The organism is Streptomyces sp. NPDC054783 (assembly GCF_053611725.1).
Genome location: NZ_JBSHAY010000034.1, coordinates 1 through 23703 on the forward strand (window position 1 = coordinate 1; position 23703 = coordinate 23703).

The following is a 23703-nucleotide window of genomic DNA, read 5'->3' on the forward strand; positions in this document are numbered from 1 at the left end:
CTGGGTTCGTATTCGAGTGGTCTGATGCTCGTCAGCAGTGAGACGCACCCGTTGCCGTATATGCCGACTCGTCCGTTCCGGGTGAATGCGGCTGCGTTGTCGACGTACACGCTGACTCCGGGTAACCGGACTCAGTATCTGTCCGAGCTGCATTGTGGTTCGGAGATCCTGGCGGTGAGCACGGATGGCAGTGTGCGGACGGTGATTGTGGGCCGGATCAAGATGGAGTCCCGTCCGATGCTGCGGATCGAGGCGCGTACGTCTTCTGGTCAGTTGGTGGACATGGTGGGTCAGGACGACTGGCATGTCCGGGCGCTCGGTCCGGGCGGCAGCGTGCACAACTTCACCGAGCTGCGCAAGGGCGACATCATCCTCGGTCACACCATGACCGACCAGCGGCACGTCGGCTACGCGATCCACGAGTTCCTCCACGAGCAGTAGGGCCCGAGCCGCTGACGCGGTCGCCCGGGGCATCGGCCCGTCAGCGAGGCGCTCGACCGACGTCCTCCACGTCCCATGGATCTGAAGGAAGAGAGTGCGTGAGATGGCGCTCATTGTGCAGAAGTACGGCGGGACCTCGGTGGCGACACCGGAAAAGGTCGTTGCTGTGGCCAGACAGATCCGCGCGGCGCGGGCGGAGGGGCATGAGGTCGTGGCGGTGGTGTCCGCCATGGGTGGTGCCACCGACGAACTGCTGCGTCTGGCGGCGGCGGTGACGGATCGTCCCGATCCGCGTGAGCTCGACGGTCTGCTGTCCACGGGTGAGGCCGCCTCCGCCGCGCTGTTGTCGATCGCGTTGAATTATGAGGGCGTGGCCAGCGGGTCGTTCAGTGGTGCGGAGGCGGGCATCCGTACCGATCAGCGTCATGGCCGGGCGGGGATCGTGGGGGTGGACCCGGGGCGGCTGCGGGAGGATCTCGGCAAGGGGGTGGTGCCTGTTGTCGCGGGTTTTCAGGGTGAGGCGGTTCTCACCGGGGCCCGTACCACGTTGGGCCGCGGTGGTTCGGACACTACCGGGGTTGCGCTGGCCGCCGCGCTCGGTGCGGATTACTGCGAGATCGTCACGGATGTCGCCGGTGTCTATACGGCCGATCCCCGTGCGGTGGTCGGGGCCCGGCGTCATAGTGTCCTGTCCTACGACGAGATGGCCGAACTCGCGGTCAGTGGTGCCAAGGTGCTCGCCGCGGATTCCGTGGATTACGCCCGTACCCACGGTGTCTGTCTGAAGGTGCGCTCCAACCGCACCGCGATCGGCCCGCAGACCTGGATCGGCCACAGCAGGCACGCCGCGGCCCAGGCCTCCGGCGAACCCGAGGCGCTCGCCGGCGACGTCCCCGCGATCGCGGGGGTGGCGAGTCAGGGCAACCTGGTGCGCTGCGTGCTGCGGCGGATCACCCCGGACCACGCCATGTGCGTCCTGCGGGGCTTCGCCGAACGCGACGTCGAGGTGGAGCTGCGCCGCTACGGCAACCTCGGCACCGAGGAGGTCGGCGACCTGTCGATCGTCCTCCCTGCGGACACCGTGGACACGGCGCGGACGCTGCTGGGCGACGGCGGCCACGGCACCCGCTGCGAGGAGGTGCACTGGACCGCGAACCTGGCCAGGCTCTCGGTGGTCGGCCTCGGCATCGGCCGGCGCGGCGACGCGCCGACCCGGTTGCTCGAAGCCCTGCGCGCGGTCGGCGCCGTCGGTACCGACCTCCACGTCACCTCCAACCGGCTCAGCGTCCTGACCGGCGAGAGCGGCCTCGCCGAGGCCACCCGGGTCGTGCACGACGCCTTCGTGGCCGGGCCGCCGACCACCGACCGCAGGTACCTGAGCGACGCTGTGCCCGCGCTGGCCGTGGCCGGCTGAACCCGAGGCATCCGACATGGAATTCGATCCCACATCCGACGGTCAACTGGCCGATCCGTACCCGGTCTTCGCGTGGATGCGTGCGCAATGCCCGGTGCTCCACGATGGGGACAGGGACCTATGGGTCGTCACCCGGCACGACGACGTGATGCGGGTGCTGCACGATCCCGGCACGTTCTCCTCGGAGAGCGCGGTGCGGGTCACCGCGGGGCCCGAGTCCGACGAGGTCAAGCAGGTCATGGCGGAGGGCTGGTCGCTGACGCCGAACCTGACCGAGAGCGACGGTGAGGAGCACACCCGGCTGCGGGTGGCCGTCAACCGGGTTTTCACCCCGAGGCGGGTGGCCGAGCTGGAGCCGTTCATCCGGGCCACCGCGCAGGAGCTGATCGGCCGGTTCGCCGCTGCCGGCTCGACGGACATCATCGAGAGCTATGCGTGGCCGCTGCCGCTGGCCGTCATGGCGCAGATCCTGGGGATCCCCACCGAGGACGTGCCGCGGATGCGTCAGTGGAGCCACAACTGGCTGAAGCTGTCCGTCGGCACGGGTCCGCAGGCCGAGCGGGCCGAGTGGGCCCGCGACGTCGTCACCATGCAGCACTACGTGATGTCGCTGCTCCAGGAGCCGGGCCGGGTCGTTGGGGGCGGGCTCATCTCCTCCCTGGCGGCCGGCACGGACGAGCACGCGCTCGACACGGTGGAGCTGATGCGCATCGTGATGAACCTGATCATCGCGGGGCACGTCACGGTCACCCGCGCCATCGGCAACGGCCTGGTCACCCTGCTGGAGAGCCCGGACCAGCTCGCGGCCCTGCGTACTGGTGGGGCACCCGTCGAGGCGATGGTCGAGGAGATCCTGCGGTACGAGTCCCCCGTCCAGGGCCTGTTCCGCACCGTGACCCGGGAGACCGAACTCGGCGGCAGGCACCTCGTGCCCGGGGACCGCGTGATGGTCCACTTCGGCTCCGCCAACCGGGACGGGTGCGTGATCGGGGACCCGGACGAGTTCGCCCTGCGCAGCAGGCCGGGCAGGCACCAACTGGCCTTCGGCCGCGGCATCCACGCTTGCCTGGGCGCCTCGCTGGCCCGCCTCCAACTGCGGATAGCCATTCCGCTGCTGTTCGACCGGCTCCCCGGACTCCGGCCGGGGCCCGCCGACTCCCGCACCCGCGAACGGCTCGTCATCGCCCGCGGATACGACGAGCTCCAACTCCACTGGGACGTCGCAGAAACGCCGGTGACGACGTCATGACTGCACAGTAGGAACCACCTGTCGCCGCCGGAGCTCGCCGAGTTCGGCGTCGCCGAGGCGATCAGCCTGCCGGAGCGCAACAACGTCCCACACCACATCCCGGTCGGCGCCCATTGAACCACCCGGCTGCCCCGTACCCCCCCGGCGGGGCGGCCGGGTTCCCCACCGCACCGAAGAACAACGGCACGGCAGCACACGGCACACCCGACAGAGCAGGCCCGGGACATCCGGGTCTGCTCCGTGCTGTTCGGCGGGCCGGGCGCGGGGAGTGCGGTGGAACGCACGGATCCCGCCGACCGGAAGGCGCCCGGTGGCCGGCGGGGTGGGGGTTCGGATCAGACGGCGGGGTGGGGGTGCGGATCAGACGGCGGTGGAGTGGCCGGGCAGGACGGCGTCGACGATCTCGCCGACGCGCTCCTTGAGGTCCTGGCGGTCGCTCTGGACCCAGGAGATGTGCTGGGCACCGAAGAATGCGGAGATCAGGATGCGGGCGTAGCTCTCGGGCGACAGTCCGGGTCGCAGCTCGCCGGCCTCGTCGGCCTGGGTGAGCAGGCCGGTGAGCAGGGTCTCGAAGTCGACGTACGGCGCCGGCAGGGTGGCCCCGATGTAGGAGCGCTCGATCTGCAGCCGCGCGCCCGCCTGGATCACCCGGTCGTCCCGGAAGGCGGTGGCCGTCCGTTGCAGGGCCTCCACGACCGTCCTGAGCGGCGAGAGACCGAGCTCGAGCGCCGGGTCGACGATCAGCGGCAGTCGGCGGTAGAACTCCTGCACCACGGCCTCCGCCAGGGCCTCCTTGTTGGCGAAGTGGAAGTAGATGGCCCCCTTGGTCAGCCCGGCGTGTTCCGCGACGTCGAGGATCGTCACGCCCGGGAAGCCCTTCTCGGCGAAGACCGCGGCGGCGGACTCCAGCACGGACTGCCGGGTCTGGAGCGCCCGGTCCTGCTTGAGTCGCGCTCCCTTGGCGTTCGTCACCGCGTGGTGCTCGCCTCTGCTTTCCTGACGTGTGGCCACTTGTGGATCTCCTTGTGCATGCGGCTGAGCCCTCGGACTGTGTCAGGCCACCCCGCGGCCGGACAGGACTGTTGAGAATACCTTCCCGAAGGTTTATTCTACTCGGGCGAACAAGACACCACGCCGCAGTGGTTGCGGCGTGTGCTAGCTGACCTCCGGGGGACGTTATGCGAGCAAGTCACGATCCGCTATCCGGTCAGACCGACAGTTCCGCACACACCTCTGACGATCCCGGTCATCGGCTCAGTTACCAGCAGACCGTTCCGCGCCACCTGGTCCACCGCGCAGCCGTCTCCGAGGTGTTCCTCACCGACGCCCGTCCGCTGGGCGACGGCCGGTTCCTGGTCGCCGCCCAGTGGCCCCGGGACCATGCGCTGTACTACCCGGCCGGTGACGGCCACGTCGATCCGTTGCTCTTCGCCGAGACCATCCGCCAGTCCATGGTCTATCTGACGCACGCCTATTACGGCGTACCGTTCACGCACTGCTTCGTCGGCAGCGATTTCGACTTCGAGATCACCGAGCCCGAACTGCTCCGGGTCGGGGCCACGCCGCTCCAACCGGTGCTGCACGCGCGCTGGACAGATCTGGGCAGCCAGCCGCCGCACCGGACGTCGCTGCGCGTGGACGTGGAGCTGTCGATCGCCGGGCGAGCCTGCGGCCGCGGTTCGATCTCCGCGATCGCGCTGGACACGAAGCGGTACCGGGTGCTGCGGTACCGCGGGGCGGGTGCCGCCACCGAGCCCGGGGCGCAGAACTGGGCGAGGCCGGGGAACCGGCTGCCCGCCGCGCGCGTGGGCCGCCTGCGGGGCAGGGACTGCGTGCTCGAGCAGGTCACGGCCGGCGAGCGGGCCTGGCAGATGCGCGCGGCGCTGGACCACGCCGTGCTGTTCGACCACCCGACCGACCACATTCCGCTGATGGTCCTGTTGGAGGGCTTCCGCCAGCTCGGGCACCTGCTGATGCGGGAGTGCGCTGCGGGCGGCTGGCCGGAGGGGCCCGTGCCCGTGCTGACGGGCGTGCAGGTCTCCTGTGTGGCCTTCGCCGAGCTGTACGCCCCTGTCGAGTTCCAGATCCACGATGACTTCGGCCGGCCCGGGGAACTGCGGGTGGACGCCGTCCAGGCCGGCCGCCGGGTGGCGACCGCCGAGATGGCCTGGGCTCTTCCGGGGGTCGCGGAGGAGCGGGTGCTGGTGCCCGGGGCCGCCAAGGCCTGACCTGCCGGGGCGCTCGGTGGGCATGCGCCGGGCACCCCGGTCACTGCTCCGGGCCGGACAGGTCACTGCTCCGGGCCGGACAGGTCACTGCTCCGGGCCGGACAGGACGGGAATCAGTTGCCGGATGTCGTCCACCTGGCGAACCAGCTGTGCAGCGTCAGGCCAGCACGAGTTCACCCAGGCGCCCAGCAGAACCACCACCGCGAGATCCGCCACACGTTCGGGCTGGTCGGCGTGGACCGCGAGCTGCCGGGCGATCTCGCGGATGTGTTCCAACACCTGAGGCGTCTCGCCGTTGCTCCAGCCCTCCTCCAGTACCAGTCGGAGGCCGGCCCGCACGCGGGGATCGGCCTCGATCTGCTCGGCGACCGCGGTGACCAGCCGGCCCAGCCGCACCGGGGTTCCGTCGGCCGCCTGCGTGGCCGCCGCCAGCACCTCGGCGAGCACCTCCTCCAGATGCGCCACCAGCGCGTCGGCGAGCGCCTGTTTGGACTGGAAGTGCCCGTAGAGGGCGCCTTTCGTCAGGCCCGTCCGATCCGCTACCCGCTGCAGATTGGCCAATGCGAACCCTCGCTGCAGGAACTCCGACGCGGCAGCATCGATGATCAGGTCGTGCGTGCGCAGTGCGCGAGCCTGGCGGACCACTCGTTACCTCCGAACCGAGAAAATCACGCTGCAAAGATACCTCCATGAAGGAATTTTTACACCCGTTTCGGTCCTTCATCCAGTTGCCGACCGGGTTGCCGACCGAGAGAGGCACACGAGCATGACCGTCATCGACGTTCCAGCGCCAGCGGCGGCTCCAGCACCGGCGGTCGGGCCGCCGCCCGTCCCACTGGCCCGTGTCACCGCCCTCGCCGCCATCGAGGCCGGCGCGGCGGACGAGGCCCGCCGGCTCTCTTCCGTCGTGACCGGGGCACTGACCGGCGCAGGCTTCGTGCGGCACTTCGTACCCAGGCGCTGGGGCGGGACGGAGGGCACCTACCGGGAAATCGTCGACCGGACGGCGGCGCTCGGCGACGCCTGCGCCTCGGCCGCCTGGTGCGCCGGCCTGTACGCGGCGCACGGCCGCTTCGCCGCGTACCTGCCCGAGCCGGGGCAGCGCGACCTGTGGGGATCGGGCCCGGACATCCGGATCGCGGCCGGCCTCATGCCGCCCACCGGCACCGCCGTCCCCGTTGACGGCGGCTGGCGGCTGGACGGCGAGTGGGCCTGCGTCAGCGGCGGCGATCACGCCGACTGGGTGCTGCTCGCCGCCCTGGAACAAGCCCCCGATCCCGCGGCCCGGTCGCGCGAGGCCGGCCGCTCCGCCCCGCCCGCCGCCCGGGTGTGCGCGCTCCCCGCCCGGGACATCACGCTCCTCGACACCTGGAACTCCACCGGCCTGCGCGGAACGGGCAGTAATACCGTGACGGTGGACGGTGCCTGGGTGCCCGGCCACCGCACCCTCCCGTTCGCCGACCTGCTCGTGGGCCGGCCCGGACCAGGGCGCGCCCGCTGCCACACCGTACCGGCCATGCTCGGCGGCCCTTCGCTGCTCGCCGCGGCCGCCATTGGCGCCGCCCGCCACGCTCTCGCGGCCTGGACCGACTGGGCCACCGGGCCTGCCCCGCACGGCACGCCGCTGGAGACCGACGCCGCGGCCCGGTACGCGCTGGCCCGCTCCGCCGCCGAGACGGATGCGGCCCGGCTGCTGCTGGAGGCCGCCGCAGACCGCGCCGACAGCACCGATCCCGCTGACGCCCCGGCCCTCGCGCAGGCCGTCGCCAGCAACCGCCGCGACACCGCCGTGGCCACCGACCTGCTGGTCACCGCCGTCGAGCGGCTGTTCCGCACCGGCGGGATCCACTGCCGCGAGCGCGGCGGCGAACTCCAGCGCTGCTGGCGGGACGTGCACACCATCGCCGCGCACGGCGCGTTGCGCCTCGAACCGGCGGCGGACGCCTACGCCGCTGCGGTGGCCGGACGGTGACGCCGCCCTGTCGGCGGCCGGTCGGCACCGGCTATCTGGTCTTCGCCGACGTGGACGAGACGGTGATCCGCCGCAGGAGCCCCCTGGAGTTCCTCGACCACCACTTCGCGGAACGCCATGGCCGGGCGGGCCGGCGCTATGCGGCCGCCGTCTGCGCCGACCTGAACGCCGCCGTTGCGGCCGGGAGTTCTCGGGAGGAGGTTAACCGCCGCTACTACGTGGCCTGGCGCGGGGAGCGCCTCGCGGACGTCCGGCGCTCCGGGCGCGACTGGTACCTGCAGCGCTGCGAGGAACCCGGGTTCTTCGTCGGCGAGACCGTGGCCGCGCTGCACCGCCACCGCGCGGCCTCGGCCGAACTGGCCCTGGTCTCCGGCTCGTTCGCGGCGCTCCTGCACCCGCTCGCCGAGGAACTCGGCGCGGCCCACGTGCTGGCCGCCGAGCCCGCGATCGAGAGCGGGGTGCTGACCGGGGAACTCGTCGGACCCCCGATGATCGGGGAGGGCAAGCGCCGGGCGGTACGCGCCCTGCTCGCCCGCCGTCCCGCCATCGACCCGGGCGACTGCCACGCCTACGGCGACCACGTCTCGGACCTGCCGATGCTCCAGGAGGTCGGCCACCCCACGGTCGTGGGCGGTTCGCCCGAACTGCTGGCGCTGCTGCCCGGCGCGAACCGGCTCGGGGAGCGCGTGGGAGTGTGACGGGGGCGTGCGGTCAGGCTCCCGGCAGCTGGTCGACGCGGGCGAACCTGTGGCCGCGGCCGACATGAGCCGGCTGTAGCACCGCACGACCGCTCCCGGCGGCCCACGGCGTACCTGAGTCGTGGGCCCCGCCGCACATCATGGGATCGGCCAACTGCGGGCAGCCTGCTCACCACCCGCTGGTGCGGCTGCTGATCCCCGCGCAGCTCGAAGATCCGGGTGTGCGGGCGGCTGGCTGCCCGGCGACCGTCCTCGCCCCCGACGTTCGCTACCGCTTCGTCATCGGCACGTCCACCCTTACGACTGCGCCCGACCACGCTGTTGGCAGGGGTCGACCGTCACCCCCGTAGAGTCCCTTTCACAGTCCGAACAGCGATGCCGCGTTGTCGTGGCATACGGCCCGCAGCCACTGCTGTCCGAGGTCCAGGCGTTCCAGGGCGTGGAGCTGGTGGACGTAGGGGTAGGGGATGTTGGGGAAGTCGGAGCCGAGCAGGACGCGGTCGCCAAGGCCGGCGAGCCGGGGCAGCGCATGGCGGGGGAACGGCATGAAGTCCTCGGCGAAGTCGGTGAACGTCATCGTCGTGTCGAGCCGTACCTGGTCGTACCGTTCGGCGAGGCCGAGGAACTCCTCGTACTCGGGCATCCCCAGGTGCGCGACGACCAGCCGCAGCCTCGGGTGCCGCGCCAGTACGCGCGCGATCGGTTCGGGACCGGTGTGCTTGCCGGGCGCGGGTCCGGAGCCGCAGTGGATCACCACGGGAATCCGCGCCTCGGCCAGCAACCCCCAGGCCCGCTGGAGAAGTTCGTCGGCCGGGTCGTAGGCCCCCACCTGTACATGCGCCTTGAACACGCGCGCGCCCGCTTCGACGGCCTCGCAGACGTACGTCTCGACACCCGGCTCGGGGTAGAGGGTCGCGGTGTGCAGACAGTCGGGGGTTCGGCGGGCGAAGTCGGCCGCCCATCCGTTCAGCCACCGGGCCATGCCGGGTTTGTGCGGGTAGAGCATCGCGGTGAAGGCCCGTACGCCGAACTCCCGGAGCACGGCCGTGCGTTCCGCCTCCCCACTCCGGTAGGAGATCGGCCACTCGATGCCCCCGATCAGTGGTCCGCTCGTGTCGAAGTAGTCCCAGACCTTGTGCAGGACACGCTCGGGCATGAAGTGCGTGTGGACGTCGACCAGCCCGGGCAGACCGAGCCGGCCCCAGAAAGCACGGACCTCATCGGCCTGTTCGCCGTCCGAGGTCACGTCCTCACTCGTGGTCCCTGGCACACCCGTGGCTGCACCCGGCCTCGGTGATCCGGCACTGTCGGGTTCGGTGGAGCCGGCAGCGGCGAGGGGTGCCTTGCGGTGATCGTCCATGCCGCCCACGATCGACCTCGGTGAGGGAGCGGGTCCACCCCCGGCCGCAGTGGGCGGGTGAGGGATGCGTCACCCTGGCCGCGGCGGTGAGGTGCCGTATACGGCCTCCGCCCCCGTGCCCTGACGATCCAGGTCGACGGCCCCACGGGACCACCCGTTGAGTCGGCAGGGCGACACCGGCTGTTCCGCCGTGCGCGTCGGAGATGCCCGCCGGCGCCCGTGTCCGTCGTGGCCGGGAGGACTCGGATGTCGTGGACCGGGATCAAGTGGGGCCCCTTGCGGGCCAGGAGCATGCCCGCGATCCCCGGGCCGCTGCCGGCAGGCTTCTCCGCCACTGCCCAGGCGCTCGAAGTGCGCGCCAGAGCAGGAGAGGTCGCCGCTCGAGCGTCGGCGAGTGACGTACGCGACGAGCAGGTGCGCTGCCCTCTCGTCATCCCGTACACCGGCTGGGACCCGTGCGCGCCCGACAGCGACTACCGCGGCTCAGCGCCGGGGCCAACTGCTCGGCGAGCCCGGGCTGGTGGGGTGGATCCGCGAGCACGGCATGCACGTCAGCGGCGGCTCGGGCACGCTGCCCGTGCGACCTGCATCCCTGGCGGCGCATCGCCCCACCCGGCTATGGCCTCACCTGTCGGTGATCGTGGAGAGCCATGCCGTGTCCTCCGGGCCAGGCGCTTCGAGGCCGGGTGCGGTCAGCCGGCGGACCTCGCCCGTGCGCAGGGCGACCGTGGCCCGTGGCCGCATCGGCCCGTGACCCCTGCGCGAGAGCAGGACGAGTTCCCAGACCGTCGCCGTCATGGCCTCGAGCCGGGTGGCGCAGTCGGCGCCGACTCGTCGCGGATCCCGGGTCCGGCCCAGGGACAGATGTGGGGTGAAGTTCTTGGTGAGCCCATGACGGCGCGGGAACCGCTGCTGCAGTTCGTGGTGCAGGTCCGCCCACGGCGCCTGGCCGGCCGCCGTCGGGTCGAGCCACACGGCGAAGTACTCCCTCTGCTGGAAAATCCGCACCCCGTCCAGCCGGGCGGTGAAGACCGGCGTCTCGGCCGTCGCCGCGGCGAGCAGCGGGGCGGCCCGCTCGAAGTCGGACTCCGGCACGAAGCCGAAGAGGACATTGACGTGCGGCGGCCAGCGGTGGATCTGCGGATCGTAATCCCGGCGGATGTCCTGGATCGGCGGCCACAGCTCCGCCGGCGGGATCCAGGCCACCGCCGTGCGGGCCGTCGGGGACAGGCCGAGGACGCCGACGGGTTCTCCTCTGTCGAAGCTCGGGTCCGCCTGCGGGTTGCGCACCCGCCCGGCCCCCGACGCGTCGATGCGGTCCACCCCCGTGGCCCGGTCCCAGACCACCTCGCCGTCCGCCTCGATGAACATCACCCGGTGCCACGGGATGTCGCCCCCGGGCACGAAGGAAGGCAGCGCGATGCGTTTGAAGGCGCCCCCGCGCTGGCTGATCCCCAGCACGAACCGGGCCGGGTTGAACCGTGGGTCCCAGCGGACCCGGTGGTAGATCTCGTCGCTGGTTCGCATCACGCCTCCACTCCCGCCGCCACACCTCCTCCTCCAGGGTGCGCCCACCCTGTCCTCGACGGTTGCACCTCACTCGTCGCGACCCATCAGGTGCGGTCCGTGAGGGAGTCGGTGTGTGCCGAGGCGGGTCGTCTCGTCAGCGGCACGTTCAGCGGCGCGCGATACCGGTCAGTACGGGCGCGCGAGAACGCGTAGCGTCCTGCCCAGCGGCGGGTTCGCGGAACCGCGCAGCACCCCGGCGCCCCGTGCGAGCACGGCTTCCGCCGTGAGCAGTTCGATCTCCACCAGCGCACCCGCGAGCCTTCGGCCGTCGGCCAGGGCCACCGCCGGAAGCTCCCTTGCGGCCAGCAAGGCGGCGCGTGCGGTGGTGACCTGCTCGGCTATCAGCTCTTCCAGGGCCGAGCCGCCGGCACCGGCGGCCATGCCGTCCATGGTGACCCCGAACCGTTCCATCGTGTCGACCGGGATGCCCACGCGTCCTTCCCGCGCGTCCTCGGCGAGGTCGTTGACGAAGTCGAGCCGCTGACTGCCCTCGATGAAAGTCCGGCATGCGGCCCGGTACCGCAGATCGTCGCCTTCCGGTGTGAGCAGTCCCGCGACGAGCATGAAGGCGGGGTACGAGTAGGCGTCCACGTATGCCTGGAAGTCGGCCTCGGTGGCGAAGCCCGCGAAATGCAGTTCGGCCGTGGCGGTGTCCAGGTACGTCTCCACGATCTCGTGCAGCTGCGGATGGGCGGCCACGGTGTGCACGAGTGCACGGAGCAGCGGGTTGTCACTCGTCCCCGTCCGCACCGCCTCACGCACCTGCCGCTCCCAGGTCGCCCACGCCGTCTCGCGCTGCGGCAGGGGGCCGGTGTCCAGGAGGTTGTCCCCGTGGTGCATCACGGCGGTTGCCGCCACCACGTGCGGCAGCAACGGCCGTGGCAGCAGCAGCCTGGCCGCCAGGTACGCGGTGCGCCGGAAGCGTCGTACCAGCTGCCGCTGACGGTTGTAGTCCTCACGCAACCCCGGCTCCCGGACACCGGCCGCGTCCAGGCTCTTCGTCCACCCTCGCATGGGTTGATCGTAGGGCGCGGACGCGTCACTCCGGCACCGTCCGAAGACCGCCTCGGACAGGTTGCGGAGCTGTTCACCAGAACCGAAGTGCTGCCGCGGCGCTGCACGGACACCGACGCCGCCGGGCTCGCCGCCCGCGTCGCCGAGGTCGAGCGCGCCGTCCGGAGCCTGCAGGGCCGGTGGCAGGGGCTGGGGGCCGGTCCGGGACGGGGCATGGCTCGCAGCGCAGCAGGAACCGGTTGCACAGAACCCATATCGCCCTTTGGCGAGCAAGGGGGCGGGCGGCTCGAAAGCGGCGGCGGCCGAGATCGGGGACCGCAACGGTGTCGTCGGCGCAGGCGGGGGCCACGTTCATTGCGTCGGCGCGGGCGCGGTCGGGCGCACGGTGTCGTGGGTGACGGACCAGGCAGCACCCGAGCTGTCCTCCCCTCCGGTACGGCGATCACGGCGATTACGGCGATCCCTCCGGTACGGCGATCACGGCGATTACGGCGATTCGTGACCGACCGCCGGGAACCATGATCTTCCCGGCTGCGGACAGTGCCGCATGAATCGGGGGTTTGCGGATGCGCCGGGGAGCGGCCCCTTGTGCATCCATCCCCGCCGGGTATGGTCTGAGACCGGCTCGGCCAGGCGGTCGTGCACTGTTGAACCGTGAGGATGTGTCAGCCCGGGGCGGAAAGTCGGCCCGTGTGGCTCGGACTTCCGGCTGTCTGCCCGCGGAGGTGGCATGGAGCGACAGGCTGCTCACCGGGTGAACCGGGGCCTCGACTCCCACACCGGCCGCTGTCGGCGGCCACGGCGGAGTCGGGATCCGCGGCGGTCTCCGACGGCTTGGCGAGGGGGACGGACGGTGAGCTGCCCGGCGCCGTGGGACGGTTCGCCCCGTGGCATCGCCGTGACGCCGTCCGCCCGGACCCCCGGTCATGCTCCACAGCGGGCCCGACACCTATGCGCGGGTCGGGATCCCTCCCGGCGGTCACAGCACGACTCCGTCGTAGGACTGGTCGCGGCCGCGCCCGGCCACGGCACCAGCGCCTGAAGGAGACACAGAGGAACGTGGACGGTCACCTGAACCTGGACGGGCATCCCGGCCGCGACCGGAACGAGGACCCGGGCCGAGAGCCTGTCCCGGGCCCTGCCGTGGGGCGGCGTGGTGGGACGGAGTCAGGTCCCGAGGGGAGGGCCGCGGCGCCCCCGGGCGTCGACACCGGGCCGCCGCAGGACGGGCAGGACGGGCAGGACGGGCAGGACGGGCAGGCGGGGCAGGACGGGCAGGACGGCGAAAAGGCGGCCGCGTCCGGGGCCGAGGGGGCCGGCCTGGTCCGTGACGGCGACGGCGCTCCGATCCAGCACCAGAGGGTCCACGTACCGGACGCCCGCCGCGTCCGGCCCTCCTCCCACCCCGACCGCCCGGGCAGTGACGGCGAGCACCGGCTCCAGGAGCGCATGGGCACCACGGACCGTGCCGCCAAGTTCTACGACGAGCAGGTGCTCGACCGGCTCAACCGGCGGATGCGGGAGTTCGCGGCGCGGCAGGAGATGTTCTTCCTTGCCACCTCCGACCGCCACGGGGAGTGCGACAACACCTTCCGGGCCGGCCCTCCCGGCTTCGTCCAGGTCTTCGACGACAGGACGCTGGCCTACCCCGAGTACCGCGGCAACGGCGTCCTCGCCAGCCTCGGCAACATCCAGGAGAATCCACACGTCGGCATTCTCATGATCGACTTCCTTGGGGACCGGATCGGCCTCCACGTCAACGGCCGGGCCCGGGTCCTCTCCGACGAAGAGATGCGCCGCGAACGCCCGGACCTGCCGGTCGACCCCGCCCCCGGCCGCCGGGCCCGGCTGTGGGTGGAGGTCACGGTGGAGGAGGCGTACATCCACTGCGCCAAGCACATCCCGCACCTTCGGAAGGTGCCGGCACGCGGGGACCGCGCATGGGGCACGGACGACACCAAGCGCAAGGGCGGTGACTTCTTCGGCGCGGCGGCCGAGGCAGCCGACCGCGCTCCGGACGAGCGTCCGCGCCGCGAGGCCGGCGACCCCCCGTCAAGGGCATCGGCCCCGCCTCACGCCGCCCGGTCGGCCGGAAGGGCCTGGTGACCGGAGTCGCCCGTGCGCGAACACGACCGTGTCGTCGAATCCCCTCGGACACGGAGTTGCCCAACTGCGCCCTGCTTCTTGGGCGTTGGAACGCTCGGCGCTCTGCCGCTCGGTCCTGAACGGCCGCCGGGTGCTGGTGCCGAATCTCCGTCGACGCATGGCGGAGCGAGGGGCGCAGCGGTCGACAGGGATTCAAGGGCGCCGGCGAGCAGCGCCTGCCCGATTCCGGCCGCCCGGTTGTGCTCCCTGCTGGTCGCTGTCGGACGGCAGTGGGCAAGCGGGCAGAACGTCCTGCACTGCTCGATCAATTGTCAGCGGGGCGGTACGGGTGCGGCGGCCCGAGGCCAACCGGACACAGCGGTCGGGACGGTCGTGGGCCCGGGCAACCGCCGTCACAGGCCGACCGGTCACAGCACGGCTCCGGTCGCGGCCGGTGAAGCGGTGCACATGGTATAGAGGTAATCATGGGAACCGATATACCTGGCCTTGCCCAACTGTGGCGCACCTTCGAGAACTGGCTGGCCGAGCACGCTCCCGGGGACTATGAGTCCCTGCTGCCGGGTTGTTCGGAGGAAGATATCAAGCGCCTGGAAGCCGGCCTTGGCTTCTCCGTCCACGAGGACGTGAGGACAACCCTCGGACTTCATAACGGCGTGACCATGCGGAGCGCCAGTACCGAGCCGGGAGCGTTCCTTCTCGGCTACAGCCTCCTGGACGTCGACGGCATTCTGGCAGCCCACCGGGATCTCGTCTCGATGGTGGAGGATGCGCGTGAGGAGGGCGAAGAGGATCTGGTGGTCGGTCACATCGCCGACAGCAAGTGGGTTCCTCTTGCTCAGAACATGTCCGGTGACCTGCTGTTCGTGGACCACCGGTATCACTGTGCGGGAGAGCTGGGGGAGATATCGTTCGGTGATCCCGAGTACCGGATGTTGTGGCCGCGTATGGATCTCATGATGGCAGATCTGTGCAGCTCGGTTGAGACCCGGACTCCGGTAACGGCCGTGCCCCGCGTCCCTTCTGTGCATGAAGGGCGAATGCTGGAGTGGCATGTCCGATCGGCTCAGGGGTAACCCGTAGCGGGTATGGGACGGCCCGCTGGATGTGGAAGCATCCAGCGGGCCGCTTGTGCGAGTTGGTCCTCAGGTCAGCTGATGTCGCAGATCTGGCTGAGATCGCAGGATTCGTAACCGGTGTTGACGTAGTACGCGTCGGAGTCCAACAGTCTCACCCCAGTGGTGAACCGGCCGAGCTTACCGCCGGCCGCCGTGTTCTGGGAGGTCGTGATCGCGGCCCGTCCGCAGATCTCGTTCCATGTCGGATAGGCGTAGTTCTCGTCGAGCTTCAGCGTGTAGGTGCCGTTGGTGTTTTTCACCGCGTACATCTGCACGCACGACTTGCCCGAGGCCAGCGTCATGCCGCCGCTCTCGCGTGACTTGGCAAAGGGGTATTCGTCGCAGCTTCTGCCGATTGCCTTCGGGTTCGGGTTCCACTCGGCCACCGCAAGCATGCACATCTTGTCGCGGTTGTCCTTTGCGGCCGCGTCATCCGCGAGGCGGTGAAGCGGCTTGTTGTACTTCTTGCTTCCCGGGTGGGATGCCAGCTTCTCCTGCATAATATAGTAGTAAGCCGCGGCGGCCGGGTACTTGTCGCGTTCGAGGTACATGGTCGGGGCAACCTTGGGGAAGACGCACCCGGTGTTTCCGCCGACCTTATTGTCGCAACGGATGGAGAAGGCATTGTCTTTCCACTCGTTGTTCGCTGTGGCGGAGGCCCCAGGGGCGCTCCAGCTGGTGTTCCAGTCCAGACCCAGCGTTGCCTCGCCTCCGGCGACCTTGTTCCAGCTGTAGGTGTCGGTCCGGGAGGCTGTGTGGGCGTCCCCTTGCGTCCAGGTGGTGCTGCCGCTCCAGGCGCCCGGCGGGGATGCGGTGCAGTCGCTCATGGCCCAACAGTCCTCGAAGTACGTGTCCAGTGTGGCGGAGGGCACGCCGACCAGGTCCGGCAGGGAGAACTCCGTCCAGGTGGTGAACTGCTGCGAAGTCGGGTTGAGCAGGATCTCCTGGACGACCTTGACGTTTCCGCCGCCGATGACCTCGCCGTCACTGTTCGTGGCCTTGAGGGCGTAGCCGCCTCGCAGACAGCCTTGGGTGCGTGTGTACTGGAAGTCGGATCCGGGAGCGGTCTTGCACCAGGGAACCGGCTCAGAGCTTGCCGTGGGGCTCTGGGTGGATTTCGGTGAGGCCTTTCCGGTCGGGCTCTTCGGCAGCTTGCTCCACGGCCGGTAGGGGCCTACGCAGAGCTTCACTCCGTGACTGCTCCTGGAGCAGGCGTTGGTGTCACCGCCCGCGCCGGTGGCCCGCTGGGTGTTCCTGACGGTGGCGGCGGTCAAGCCTTCGGGTGTGGGTGCCGGGGCATCTTCGGGCTTTTGAGCCGTGACGTCGTCGACATCCGGGGTGTTTGGGTTCTCCGCCGGGAAGTCGATCTCGGGCATTCCGCTGAAGTCGCCAGGCACGAAGGCGACCGCGCCCCAGGCCACGTCCTTGTCGGCGGTGCCGTTCGCCGTGGAGTTGGACAGCTGCACCTCCGGCGCCTGGTCCTTGAAGTTGTAGGCGCCCAGGGACACCCACTGGTTCGACTCGTGGGCGCCTTGGTCGATGGTCTTGGTGACGGTGCCGAAGGGTGTGATGATCTTGTAGGTGGCGTTGGAGACCTGCGCCCCCGTGTCCGGGACGTGTGCGTAGACCTTGGCCCCGCCGCCGGAGACGGCCGAATTCAGCTTCCAGTCACCGAGGACGGTCATGCTTCCGGCGTCGCCGCCGAGATGGTCGCCGTCGCGGGCGTGGGCGTACCAGAAGTGACCGCCGTAGCCGCCACCGACCTGGTGCAGGTCGGCCTTCGCGTTGAAGTGCGTGCCCAGGGTGTCCGCGTAGAACGTGAACTGGAAGCTGCCGGAAGAGGTGATCTGTCCGCAGTCGCTCCACGTCTCCGTTCCGTTCGGCACCGAGGCCACCACCTGTGCGCCGCTTGGTGCACCGGAGCAGACCGGGGCGCCGTTCTTCAGGCGGTAGCCACGCCCGGGCTCCGGGATCAGGGTCTGATACTTGATCAGTTCGTGCCCGCACTCGGTGGCGCAGTTCGTCTTCCACGTGGCGTTCGGCTTGTTGAACCAGAACTGCGCGTAGCACTCTTCGGTGCCGCAGTTGGGCGGGGTGGCCGGGTCGCAGTTGTTGTCGCTGTTGCAGAAGGTGCTGAGCGGAGGTGAGACCTGGCTGCGTGCGGCCGTGGTGTTCCACCAGGCCGGCCGGAAGCCCGCCGAGGAGAATCCGGACTCACCGGGCCAGTCCTGGCGGCCGTCGGTGGCGTAGGAGTAGCCGGTGTCGATGGACCAGGCGGCCCAGCCCATCACCTTCTCCTCGTACGGCCAGTCCTGCGGGTGCGCGGCGTCGTGGTTGGCTTCGGTGCCGTCCACGTCCGTGTCCATGAAGGGGTGACCCCAGCTCTTCTTGTAGAGGGGGTTGGCGGGGTTGTTGTACCAGCCGAGCCCCCAGTGTCCGCCGTGTTTCGAGGCGTCGGAGGGCGGATTGAAGCCGAGGTTGTAGTTCCAGACCGCGGTGAACCAGTTCTCCACGTAGGAGGGGTCGTCGTTGTTGACGGTGATCTTCTGGCCGTCCGTGTGGACCTCGTTCCACTTGTCGGCGAGGATCTTCAGGGAGGCGGCGATGTTGGTCGCGTAGTCGATGGCGACTGCCTTCTGCAGGGTGGGCGACAGGCTCGTCTCTCCGGGCTTCTCGTGGCCCTTGAGGCGCATGCCGTCGGTGACCTGACCGACGCCGTAGCCGCAGTCGGACTTGTCCCAGTTGATGTTCCAGTACGAGTCCGGGTTCCCCGGATCGATCTGGTGCCCGTAGTAGCCGTCGACGGCCGCGAGCGGGTTGCCCATCTGCCCGGGGATGGAGCCGGATTCGGCCTGCCACAGGTTGGATTCCTGGGCCATGATGCCGAGCATCACGTTGGCCGGGATACGCGCGTCCTTCGGGCCGGTCAGTGTGGGGACCTTGAACAGGCCCTGCGGGTCGATCGTGCTCATCCCGGTCTGGCTGCGGTAGCCGCCCTGGCGGAGGTAACTGGCGTGCAGATCACCGCGTATGGCCATGTCGACGGCCCACTCGACCTGGTTGGGAGTGGGCTGCAGCGCCTGAGCGTTGACGTCGTTGCGGGAGACGGAGCACCAGCGGTCCGGATCGGTCGGGTCGTGCGACACGATGGCCGTCACGGTCCGCGCCGGCTGCAGGTGCCTGCCCGAGCCGGCGCCGGCTGCCGCACGCGCCTTGTCGACCGAGGCGAGGGCGGGGGACAGACCGTTCCCGGCGGTGGCCGGCAGCGCGGGCGTGACCTGCTGGCTGAGCTTCTCGCCGGTGCCTGTGGCGGTGGAGGTCACCGTCATGGGCGGGGTCGCTTTCTGCATGCCCGGTGCCGCCGTTGTGTGCTGCGATGCGGGCTCGGTTCTTGTGAAGCCCTTTCCGGCGTTCTCGATCCGGTCGACGCCCGCGCGCAGCCCTGGGGTGAGGACCGGGTTGACGGCGAGCCGGCCCAGGCTGGAGATGTCCGTGTCCACCGGCGCGTTGATCCGGGTGATGCCGCTGCCCTGCGTTCGTGCGGCGCCGTACGGGTGCCCGACGAGGAACACCTGCGCCGAACCGCCGCGCGCCAGGTCCAGGTCACCCAGCTTGCCGCCGGCGACGACAGCCACCTTGCCGTTCGCGCTCCACAGCCGGGCACGCGCGTGCTCGCTGCCGTCGCGCTCGACGAAGGCGACCTTGCCGCCCTTGACCGGGTGGATGTCGAACGGCACGCCACCGGCCGTGAGCAGGTCCTTGACCTTGCCCTGGCGGTCGAGGCGGACGAGATGGCGGCCGAGGGCACCGATCGCACCGTCCTTGACCGGCACGGCGCTGGTGACCTCGCCCTTGGTGGCCGACTTGCTCAGCGTCCTGCCGGCGGTGTTCACGGTCACGACGCGGGTCCGGGTCGCGGACGGGTCGTTCATGTCGCGGAACGCGGTGAACGCGGCCGTGTGCGTATCGGGATTGCAGGACGGGTCGAAGTACGCCAGCGACGCCGTGAACGGCAGCTTGGTCACCTTGCCCGAGGACAGGTTCACTATCGCCGTGAACGCGCCGCCCTGCATCAGGTCCGGCTTGTTCGTGAAGGTACGCGGTGCGTAGACGACAGCGGCGTGGTCGTGGTCGATCACGCACTGGTTGCCGATCCACGAGTCCGCGGGCATGCCCGGCTCGCTCAGGCTCGCGACCGTCTTCCAGGCGTACGCCTTGGCGCTGTCGGCGACGAGGATTCTCAGCCCGTCGCTGTCCGGGGCTGCCGTGACAGCGCGGTCCTTGCTGGTATTCCAGCCCTTTCCGAGCTTCTTGTCCGGGTCCACGATCCGTCCGGACGGTGCTGGTTTGCCGTGGTCCCGTGCGGGCCCTGCGTGCGGCGCGGCTAGTGCTGGAGTGGACTGTATGAGGCTGCCGGTCAGCGCGGCGCACGTGACCAGGGCGGCCCAGTGTGCGCGTGTCCGTGTTCTGGGTCTCAAGAGAGGTTCTTCCCGTTTGTCGTTGAGGTTCCCGTGCCCTTGTGGGCACGACTCGGCCCGGCCGTGGCAGTCACGAGGCTGTGAACGCCCGGGCGGAAGCTTTCTTCGGGGAGGTTCGGCCGGTGGCGTCGAGGAACTGGGCGAGGATGTGCCGGGACCGTGCGCCCAGGGCGCGGCGCTGTCCTGTCTCACCGGTGCGTTCCGGGACGGCCACGAGGTTCGTGTTCGCGATACCGGCCGCGCCGATGACCGGGCCGACGGCGGCGAGCAGCAGGAACAGCTGACCGGGATCCCGGTTCACGCCCATGCGCAGGCCTTTCTGATCGGGCGGGGGCACGGCGTGCAGGTCTGCGGGGCGATCGGGGCGCAGGGCGACGGGGGCCTCGTGGGCGACAGCGCCACGCGCTGGTGTGTGGCATCGTGCCGGCGGTTGAACAGCCGTCCCTGCCGCAGCCGTGGTTGCGCGGCTTCGACGGCGCCCGCGGAGGCGGCCGTCCCAAGTGGCTCGAACTCGTTGTGCTCGCGGGCGACGTCGTGCACGGTGGTCTCGGCCGCGGCCGGTTTGCTGAACCGGTTGTCGATCCGTGACGCCGCGGTGGCGGCAAACCGCGGACAGCGACGAGGGAGCCGACGCCGAGCGGGGTGCCGAGGGCGGTCAGGGCAGCGCGTGCCGGACGCTGGAGAAGTCGGGCGGTCGATTCGGACGCCGCGTCCCGCCAGTGCAATCGTGATCGCTGGTCAGGGGTGCTCCGGTTACCACGTCGACCGGGGCGCGGTCGGCGGATGGTGTCGCGCATCACGAGAGCACCGCCCGCTGTTCGGGACCGGTGAGGATGCCGTCCTGCCGGCAACCGCCCTCAGGGATCTTCTTGCCCTGATGACTCGACGGCGCCTTCTCCGCCCTGGGAGGCAGTGCCTTACGGCCCGTCAGTACGGCGACCGCAGCCGACGACAGGTCCGGGCCCCGCGGACGCTCCGTGGTGTCCGGAGGCAGTTCGTACCCGTACTCGGCAGCGGCCACAGGGGTGCTGGGCCCATACCGGCGCCACCAGGCACGCTCGATCACCACCGAGTTCTGGTAGGTCTGCGCAGTGGCGCCGCCCGCCCTGTGAGTGGCGAAGGGTGACGAGGGACAGGCGGACAGGATGACGGTCGCCGTACCGGCCGCCGCCGAGGACGCAAGCCGGCGCGGGCGCCTGCCGCTAGGCGTAGTGAGAGGACGCATTGTTGTTCTTCGGCGTCGCGTCCAGGTTGTGGCTGGACGAGCGGCCGTAGGCGTGCGGAATGAACCGAGCCCCGCCCCGTACCGGACGGTCGTGCCGAGCGGCCGGAGCCGCAGCGGCAACCCCGATGCTTCTCAAGCGCGTGAGGCCCCCCTCATGCTGATGCAAGCCAGACGGGGGACAAACGCACAGTGAGGTGCAGGCGTGCTTGGTGTATCCCCGTTGATGGTCAAGCGTCCGCGGAGGCTGGAGTGGTCTGGTCCATCCCGCCGGACGCGACGTCACTCTAACCACGGCATGTGCACGACAGGCAAGTCTTTACTGGGGTATTGGCGGGAAAGCTGCTCGTTGATCGTCTGTCAAGGACGGCATCAGGGATGGTCAACGCTCCTGACTGGGAGGTCGGTGTGACCCAGCGGTGAAGGATGTGGCTGCGAGGGGGGAGGGGGGCTGGCCTGTTTTCGACGGCCACTGTGATCCTCGGCCTGAGGAGCAGGAGGCATCCGTGATCCCGCTTGGCGTCGGCGAGGTTCGAGCATGGCGCCGTCGGTGTCGTCGTGCCTCGGTCGGCACTGTGCCTGTCGGACGACGGCAGCGGTGGCCGTTCGCGCGTCTGCCGGAGAAGCTGGACGTACGGAAGCGGCCGAGCGGACTGAGGTGATCGCCGATGGCGGATGAGAGTGTGGACTACCCGGGTCTCATCGTCCCGGTCGGGCATGTCGAGCCGGTGCCGCGGCGTATCCGTGCGCAGGTCGGCGGCCGGTGCGTATTCGACACCCGGCGCGCGTTGTACGTGTGGGAGTGGCCCGGCTATCCGCAGTACAGCATTCCGCTGCGGGATCTGGCCGAGGGCGTCCTGACCGACGACGGCCGCGCCGGCCGGCTGAGCCCCGGCCCCGCACGGCGGCACTCGCTGCACGTCGGCTCCGAGGTCCGTGAGGGTGCGGCGTGGGTCTGGGGCGAGGGAGCCCCGGAGGTACTCATCGGCAGCGCCCGTTTCCGGTGGGACGCGATCGACGCGTGGTACGAGGAGGAAGAGCAGGTCTTCGTGCACCCGAGGAGCCCTTACACCCGGGTGGACGCGCTGCGCTCGTCCAGCAGCGTGCGCGTCGAGGTGGACGGCACCGTCCTTGCGGACGCGCCGTCCACGGTGAAGCTCTTCGAAACCGGCCTCCCGACCCGTTACTACGTGGAGCGTGCCTATGTCGACTGGACCCTGCTGCGTTCCTCGGAGACGGTGACGGCGTGCCCGTACAAGGGAAGGACCAGCGGGTATTGGTCGTTCGTGAACGGGGCCGCCGTCGTCCATGACGATCTCGCCTGGGCGTACGACTTCCCGACGGTGTCGTGCGCCGCCATCGCCGGGATGGTCGCCTTCTACAACGAGCACGTTGACCTGTACGTGGACGACGACCTGCGCCCGCGGCCCACCACCCTCTCGCGGGCTCAGTGGGACAAGCAGCAGCGGGCACGTTCCTGAGCCGCTCGCCGGCGCCCACGGATCAGGGTGGACGGCAGGTCCGTGGTGGAAGGCCTATTGCGACTGATCCTGTCGGGTGAACGCGGCGATCAGGCCGTGGGCTGTGTTGTCGTCGGAGTCGGACCCGTGCATCTCGGCACCTTCGAATGCAGACTCGGCGCTGCGGGGGAACATGGCGTGCTCGTACTCGGTGAGCGCGGCCTCGATGTCGTCGGGGTACGCGGCGAGAGCCTTGCCGAGTTCGGCGCCGTCGAGCATGGCCAGGTTGGCGCCTTCGCCGTTCGGGGCCGCGAGGTGGGCGGCGTCGCCGAGCAGGGTCACCCCCGGCACCCGGTCCCACCGGTGCCCGGTCGGCAGGGCGTGGAGGGGGCGCAGGACCGGCGTGGTGTCGCTGTCGGTGATCAGCGCGGTGAGCTCCGGAGCCCAGTCGTCGAACTCCGCCGCTATCCGCGCGGTGGCCGCGGCGGCATGGGTGAAATCGATGGCGGCGAACCAGTCCTGAGGCTCGGACAGCCCCACGTAGGCGTGCAGGGTGTCGCCCTTTTCCCGGTGCGCGAAGATCTCCCTGCCCGGCGTGGGCGCGATCATCGACCCGCTGCCGACCGCCTTCGCGGCGGCTGGGTGCCGGGTGTCGGCGTCGAACAGGTAGGTCTCGACCACCGACTTGCCGACGTACTCGGGCGTGGCGGTGGAGAGCAGCGGCCGTACCCGTGACCACGCGCCGTCCGCGCCGACCAGCAGGCTGGTGACGACGGTGCCGCCGCCTGTGAACGTCACCTCGTGGCGGCCGTCGCCGAGGGCACGGGTGCCGCCGGCCTTGTGCCCCCACTTGACGGCGTCGGCCGGGAGCGAGTCGAGCAGGAGCTGTCGCAGCTCGCCGCGTTGCACCTCAGGGCGTCCGCCCGTGCCGTCATCGGCTTTGTCGAACAGGACGGTCCCGTTCGGATCGAGGACCCGCATTGCCTGACGGCCCTCCAGGATGAGGCCCCTGAACTCGTCCATCAAGCCCGCCGCCTCGAGAGCGAGTTGGCCGTTGTAGTCGTGGATGTCGAGCATCCCGCCCTGCGAACGCGCGGCCGGGGAGGGCTCCGCCTCGTACACCGTGGCCGGTATTCCGTGGACGTGCAGGACACGGGCGAGCGTGAGGCCGCCGAGCCCGGCGCCGATGATCGTGACGTCAGTGGTCATGGAGCTTCCTTCTTGATCGCGGACCGCTGGGCGGGCCCCGGGCAGGTCAGGCCTGGAGCGTCGTTCCAGCAGGTCGGGACGATGCGATGTCGGTGGCTGGTGCCGTTGATGTTCGGCGCCAACCAGCTCCAAGGTCCCGGCAGCCACCGACAGATCACCGACAGATCA

At 70.3% G+C, this 23703-nt stretch carries 19 protein-coding genes; 9 read left to right on the forward strand and 10 right to left on the reverse strand.

The features are described 5' to 3' along the window. The 3 genes from ACWGJ5_RS38140 to ACWGJ5_RS38150 all read left to right on the forward strand — a co-directional run. The coding region (locus tag ACWGJ5_RS38140; RefSeq protein ID WP_453314206.1) for a 3-dehydroquinate synthase II at window positions 1-441 on the forward strand (441 nt) is incomplete at its 5' end. A 103-nt stretch (window positions 442-544) separates the two neighbouring features. Then, a complete protein-coding gene (locus ACWGJ5_RS38145; RefSeq protein WP_453314207.1) occupies window positions 545-1855 on the forward strand; it encodes an aspartate kinase in 1311 nt (436 codons plus the stop codon). Between the two features lie 16 nt (window positions 1856-1871). Further along, window positions 1872-3104, forward strand: a complete 1233-nt coding sequence (locus ACWGJ5_RS38150) for a cytochrome P450 (protein ID WP_453314208.1) — start codon at window positions 1872-1874, stop codon at window positions 3102-3104. Between the two features lie 360 nt (window positions 3105-3464). Here ACWGJ5_RS38150 and ACWGJ5_RS38155 read toward each other — a convergent pair whose 3' ends face one another. After that, complete coding sequence (locus ACWGJ5_RS38155; RefSeq protein WP_453314209.1) at window positions 3465-4115, reverse strand: ScbR family autoregulator-binding transcription factor; 651 nt, start codon at window positions 4113-4115, stop codon at window positions 3465-3467. Between the two features lie 167 nt (window positions 4116-4282). Here ACWGJ5_RS38155 and ACWGJ5_RS38160 point away from each other — a divergent pair, with 167 nt between their 5' ends. Beyond that, window positions 4283-5332: a ScbA/BarX family gamma-butyrolactone biosynthesis protein gene (locus tag ACWGJ5_RS38160; protein WP_453314210.1), complete on the forward strand. Its 1050-nt coding sequence runs from the start codon at window positions 4283-4285 to the stop codon at window positions 5330-5332. An 84-nt stretch (window positions 5333-5416) separates the two neighbouring features. Here ACWGJ5_RS38160 and ACWGJ5_RS38165 read toward each other — a convergent pair whose 3' ends face one another. Continuing rightward, a complete protein-coding gene (locus ACWGJ5_RS38165; RefSeq protein ID WP_453314211.1) occupies window positions 5417-5977 on the reverse strand; it encodes a TetR family transcriptional regulator in 561 nt (186 codons plus the stop codon). Window positions 5978-6098: 121 nt separating this feature from the next. On the opposite strand from ACWGJ5_RS38165, the gene ACWGJ5_RS38170 reads away from it, so the two are divergent. After that, window positions 6099-7304: an acyl-CoA dehydrogenase family protein gene (locus ACWGJ5_RS38170; protein WP_453314212.1), complete on the forward strand. Its 1206-nt coding sequence runs from the start codon at window positions 6099-6101 to the stop codon at window positions 7302-7304. Continuing rightward, the gene (locus tag ACWGJ5_RS38175; protein WP_453314213.1) at window positions 7301-8002 is read left to right on the forward strand and encodes an HAD family hydrolase; all 702 of its coding nucleotides are present in this window, start codon (window positions 7301-7303) and stop codon (window positions 8000-8002) included. Before ACWGJ5_RS38170 ends, ACWGJ5_RS38175 begins: the two co-directional genes overlap by 4 nt. A gap of 358 nt (window positions 8003-8360) precedes the next feature. Here the strand turns inward: ACWGJ5_RS38175 and ACWGJ5_RS38180 are convergent, their stop codons facing one another. From ACWGJ5_RS38180 to ACWGJ5_RS38195, 4 genes are all read right to left on the reverse strand, one after another. After that, window positions 8361-9362, reverse strand: coding sequence for an amidohydrolase family protein (locus ACWGJ5_RS38180; protein ID WP_453314214.1), 1002 nt, complete (start codon window positions 9360-9362; stop codon window positions 8361-8363). Then, entirely contained in the window at window positions 9245-9796 is a 552-nt protein-coding gene (locus ACWGJ5_RS38185) for a DUF6308 family protein (RefSeq protein WP_453314215.1), read from the reverse strand. Before ACWGJ5_RS38185 ends, ACWGJ5_RS38180 begins: the two co-directional genes overlap by 118 nt. 190 nt (window positions 9797-9986) lie before the next feature. After that, entirely contained in the window at window positions 9987-10889 is a 903-nt protein-coding gene (locus ACWGJ5_RS38190; protein ID WP_453314216.1) for an RNA repair domain-containing protein, read from the reverse strand. Between the two features lie 168 nt (window positions 10890-11057). Beyond that, complete coding sequence (locus ACWGJ5_RS38195; protein WP_453314217.1) at window positions 11058-11945, reverse strand: squalene/phytoene synthase family protein; 888 nt, start codon at window positions 11943-11945, stop codon at window positions 11058-11060. Window positions 11946-13004: 1059 nt separating this feature from the next. Between ACWGJ5_RS38195 and ACWGJ5_RS38200 the strand changes: the two genes are divergently transcribed. Both ACWGJ5_RS38200 and ACWGJ5_RS38205 read left to right on the forward strand, forming a co-directional pair. Then, the gene (locus ACWGJ5_RS38200) at window positions 13005-14051 is read left to right on the forward strand and encodes a pyridoxamine 5'-phosphate oxidase family protein (RefSeq protein WP_453314218.1); all 1047 of its coding nucleotides are present in this window, start codon (window positions 13005-13007) and stop codon (window positions 14049-14051) included. A gap of 464 nt (window positions 14052-14515) precedes the next feature. Continuing rightward, window positions 14516-15124, forward strand: coding sequence for an SMI1/KNR4 family protein (locus ACWGJ5_RS38205; RefSeq protein WP_453314219.1), 609 nt, complete (start codon window positions 14516-14518; stop codon window positions 15122-15124). A 74-nt stretch (window positions 15125-15198) separates the two neighbouring features. On the opposite strand, the gene ACWGJ5_RS38210 is transcribed toward ACWGJ5_RS38205, so the two are convergent. The 3 genes from ACWGJ5_RS38210 to ACWGJ5_RS38220 form a co-directional block, all read right to left on the reverse strand. Next, window positions 15199-19491 carry a golvesin C-terminal-like domain-containing protein gene (locus tag ACWGJ5_RS38210; RefSeq protein ID WP_453314220.1) on the reverse strand — a complete coding sequence of 1431 codons (4293 nt, stop codon included), beginning with the start codon at window positions 19489-19491 and terminating at the stop codon, window positions 15199-15201. Window positions 19492-19714: 223 nt separating this feature from the next. Further along, window positions 19715-19951: an ABC transporter permease gene (locus tag ACWGJ5_RS38215; protein ID WP_453314221.1), complete on the reverse strand. Its 237-nt coding sequence runs from the start codon at window positions 19949-19951 to the stop codon at window positions 19715-19717. A gap of 489 nt (window positions 19952-20440) precedes the next feature. After that, window positions 20441-20713: a hypothetical protein gene (locus tag ACWGJ5_RS38220; protein ID WP_453314222.1), complete on the reverse strand. Its 273-nt coding sequence runs from the start codon at window positions 20711-20713 to the stop codon at window positions 20441-20443. An 821-nt stretch (window positions 20714-21534) separates the two neighbouring features. On the opposite strand from ACWGJ5_RS38220, the gene ACWGJ5_RS38225 reads away from it, so the two are divergent. Further along, entirely contained in the window at window positions 21535-22347 is an 813-nt protein-coding gene (locus ACWGJ5_RS38225) for a DUF427 domain-containing protein (RefSeq protein ID WP_453314223.1), read from the forward strand. Window positions 22348-22401: 54 nt separating this feature from the next. On the opposite strand, the gene ACWGJ5_RS38230 is transcribed toward ACWGJ5_RS38225, so the two are convergent. Further along, a complete protein-coding gene (locus ACWGJ5_RS38230; RefSeq protein WP_453314224.1) occupies window positions 22402-23535 on the reverse strand; it encodes an FAD-dependent oxidoreductase in 1134 nt (377 codons plus the stop codon). Window positions 23536-23703 lie beyond the last annotated feature (168 nt).

Bases quoted from the DNA above. Each gene is read 5' to 3' on its own strand.
- ACWGJ5_RS38145 (WP_453314207.1), top strand. From the start codon at position 545: ATGGCGCTCATTGTGCAGAAGTACGGCGGGACCTCGGTGGCGACACCG.
- ACWGJ5_RS38150 (WP_453314208.1), top strand. From the start codon at position 1,872: ATGGAATTCGATCCCACATCCGACGGTCAACTGGCCGATCCGTACCCG.
- ACWGJ5_RS38160 (WP_453314210.1), top strand. From the start codon at position 4,283: ATGCGAGCAAGTCACGATCCGCTATCCGGTCAGACCGACAGTTCCGCA.
- ACWGJ5_RS38170 (WP_453314212.1), top strand. From the start codon at position 6,099: ATGACCGTCATCGACGTTCCAGCGCCAGCGGCGGCTCCAGCACCGGCG.
- ACWGJ5_RS38180 (WP_453314214.1), bottom strand. From the start codon at position 9,362: ATGGACGATCACCGCAAGGCACCCCTCGCCGCTGCCGGCTCCACCGAA.
- ACWGJ5_RS38185 (WP_453314215.1), bottom strand. From the start codon at position 9,796: ATGACGAGAGGGCAGCGCACCTGCTCGTCGCGTACGTCACTCGCCGAC.
- ACWGJ5_RS38190 (WP_453314216.1), bottom strand. From the start codon at position 10,889: ATGCGAACCAGCGACGAGATCTACCACCGGGTCCGCTGGGACCCACGG.
- ACWGJ5_RS38195 (WP_453314217.1), bottom strand. From the start codon at position 11,945: ATGCGAGGGTGGACGAAGAGCCTGGACGCGGCCGGTGTCCGGGAGCCG.
- ACWGJ5_RS38205 (WP_453314219.1), top strand. From the start codon at position 14,516: ATGGGAACCGATATACCTGGCCTTGCCCAACTGTGGCGCACCTTCGAG.
- ACWGJ5_RS38215 (WP_453314221.1), bottom strand. From the start codon at position 19,951: ATGGGCGTGAACCGGGATCCCGGTCAGCTGTTCCTGCTGCTCGCCGCC.
- ACWGJ5_RS38225 (WP_453314223.1), top strand. From the start codon at position 21,535: ATGGCGGATGAGAGTGTGGACTACCCGGGTCTCATCGTCCCGGTCGGG.
- ACWGJ5_RS38230 (WP_453314224.1), bottom strand. From the start codon at position 23,535: ATGACCACTGACGTCACGATCATCGGCGCCGGGCTCGGCGGCCTCACG.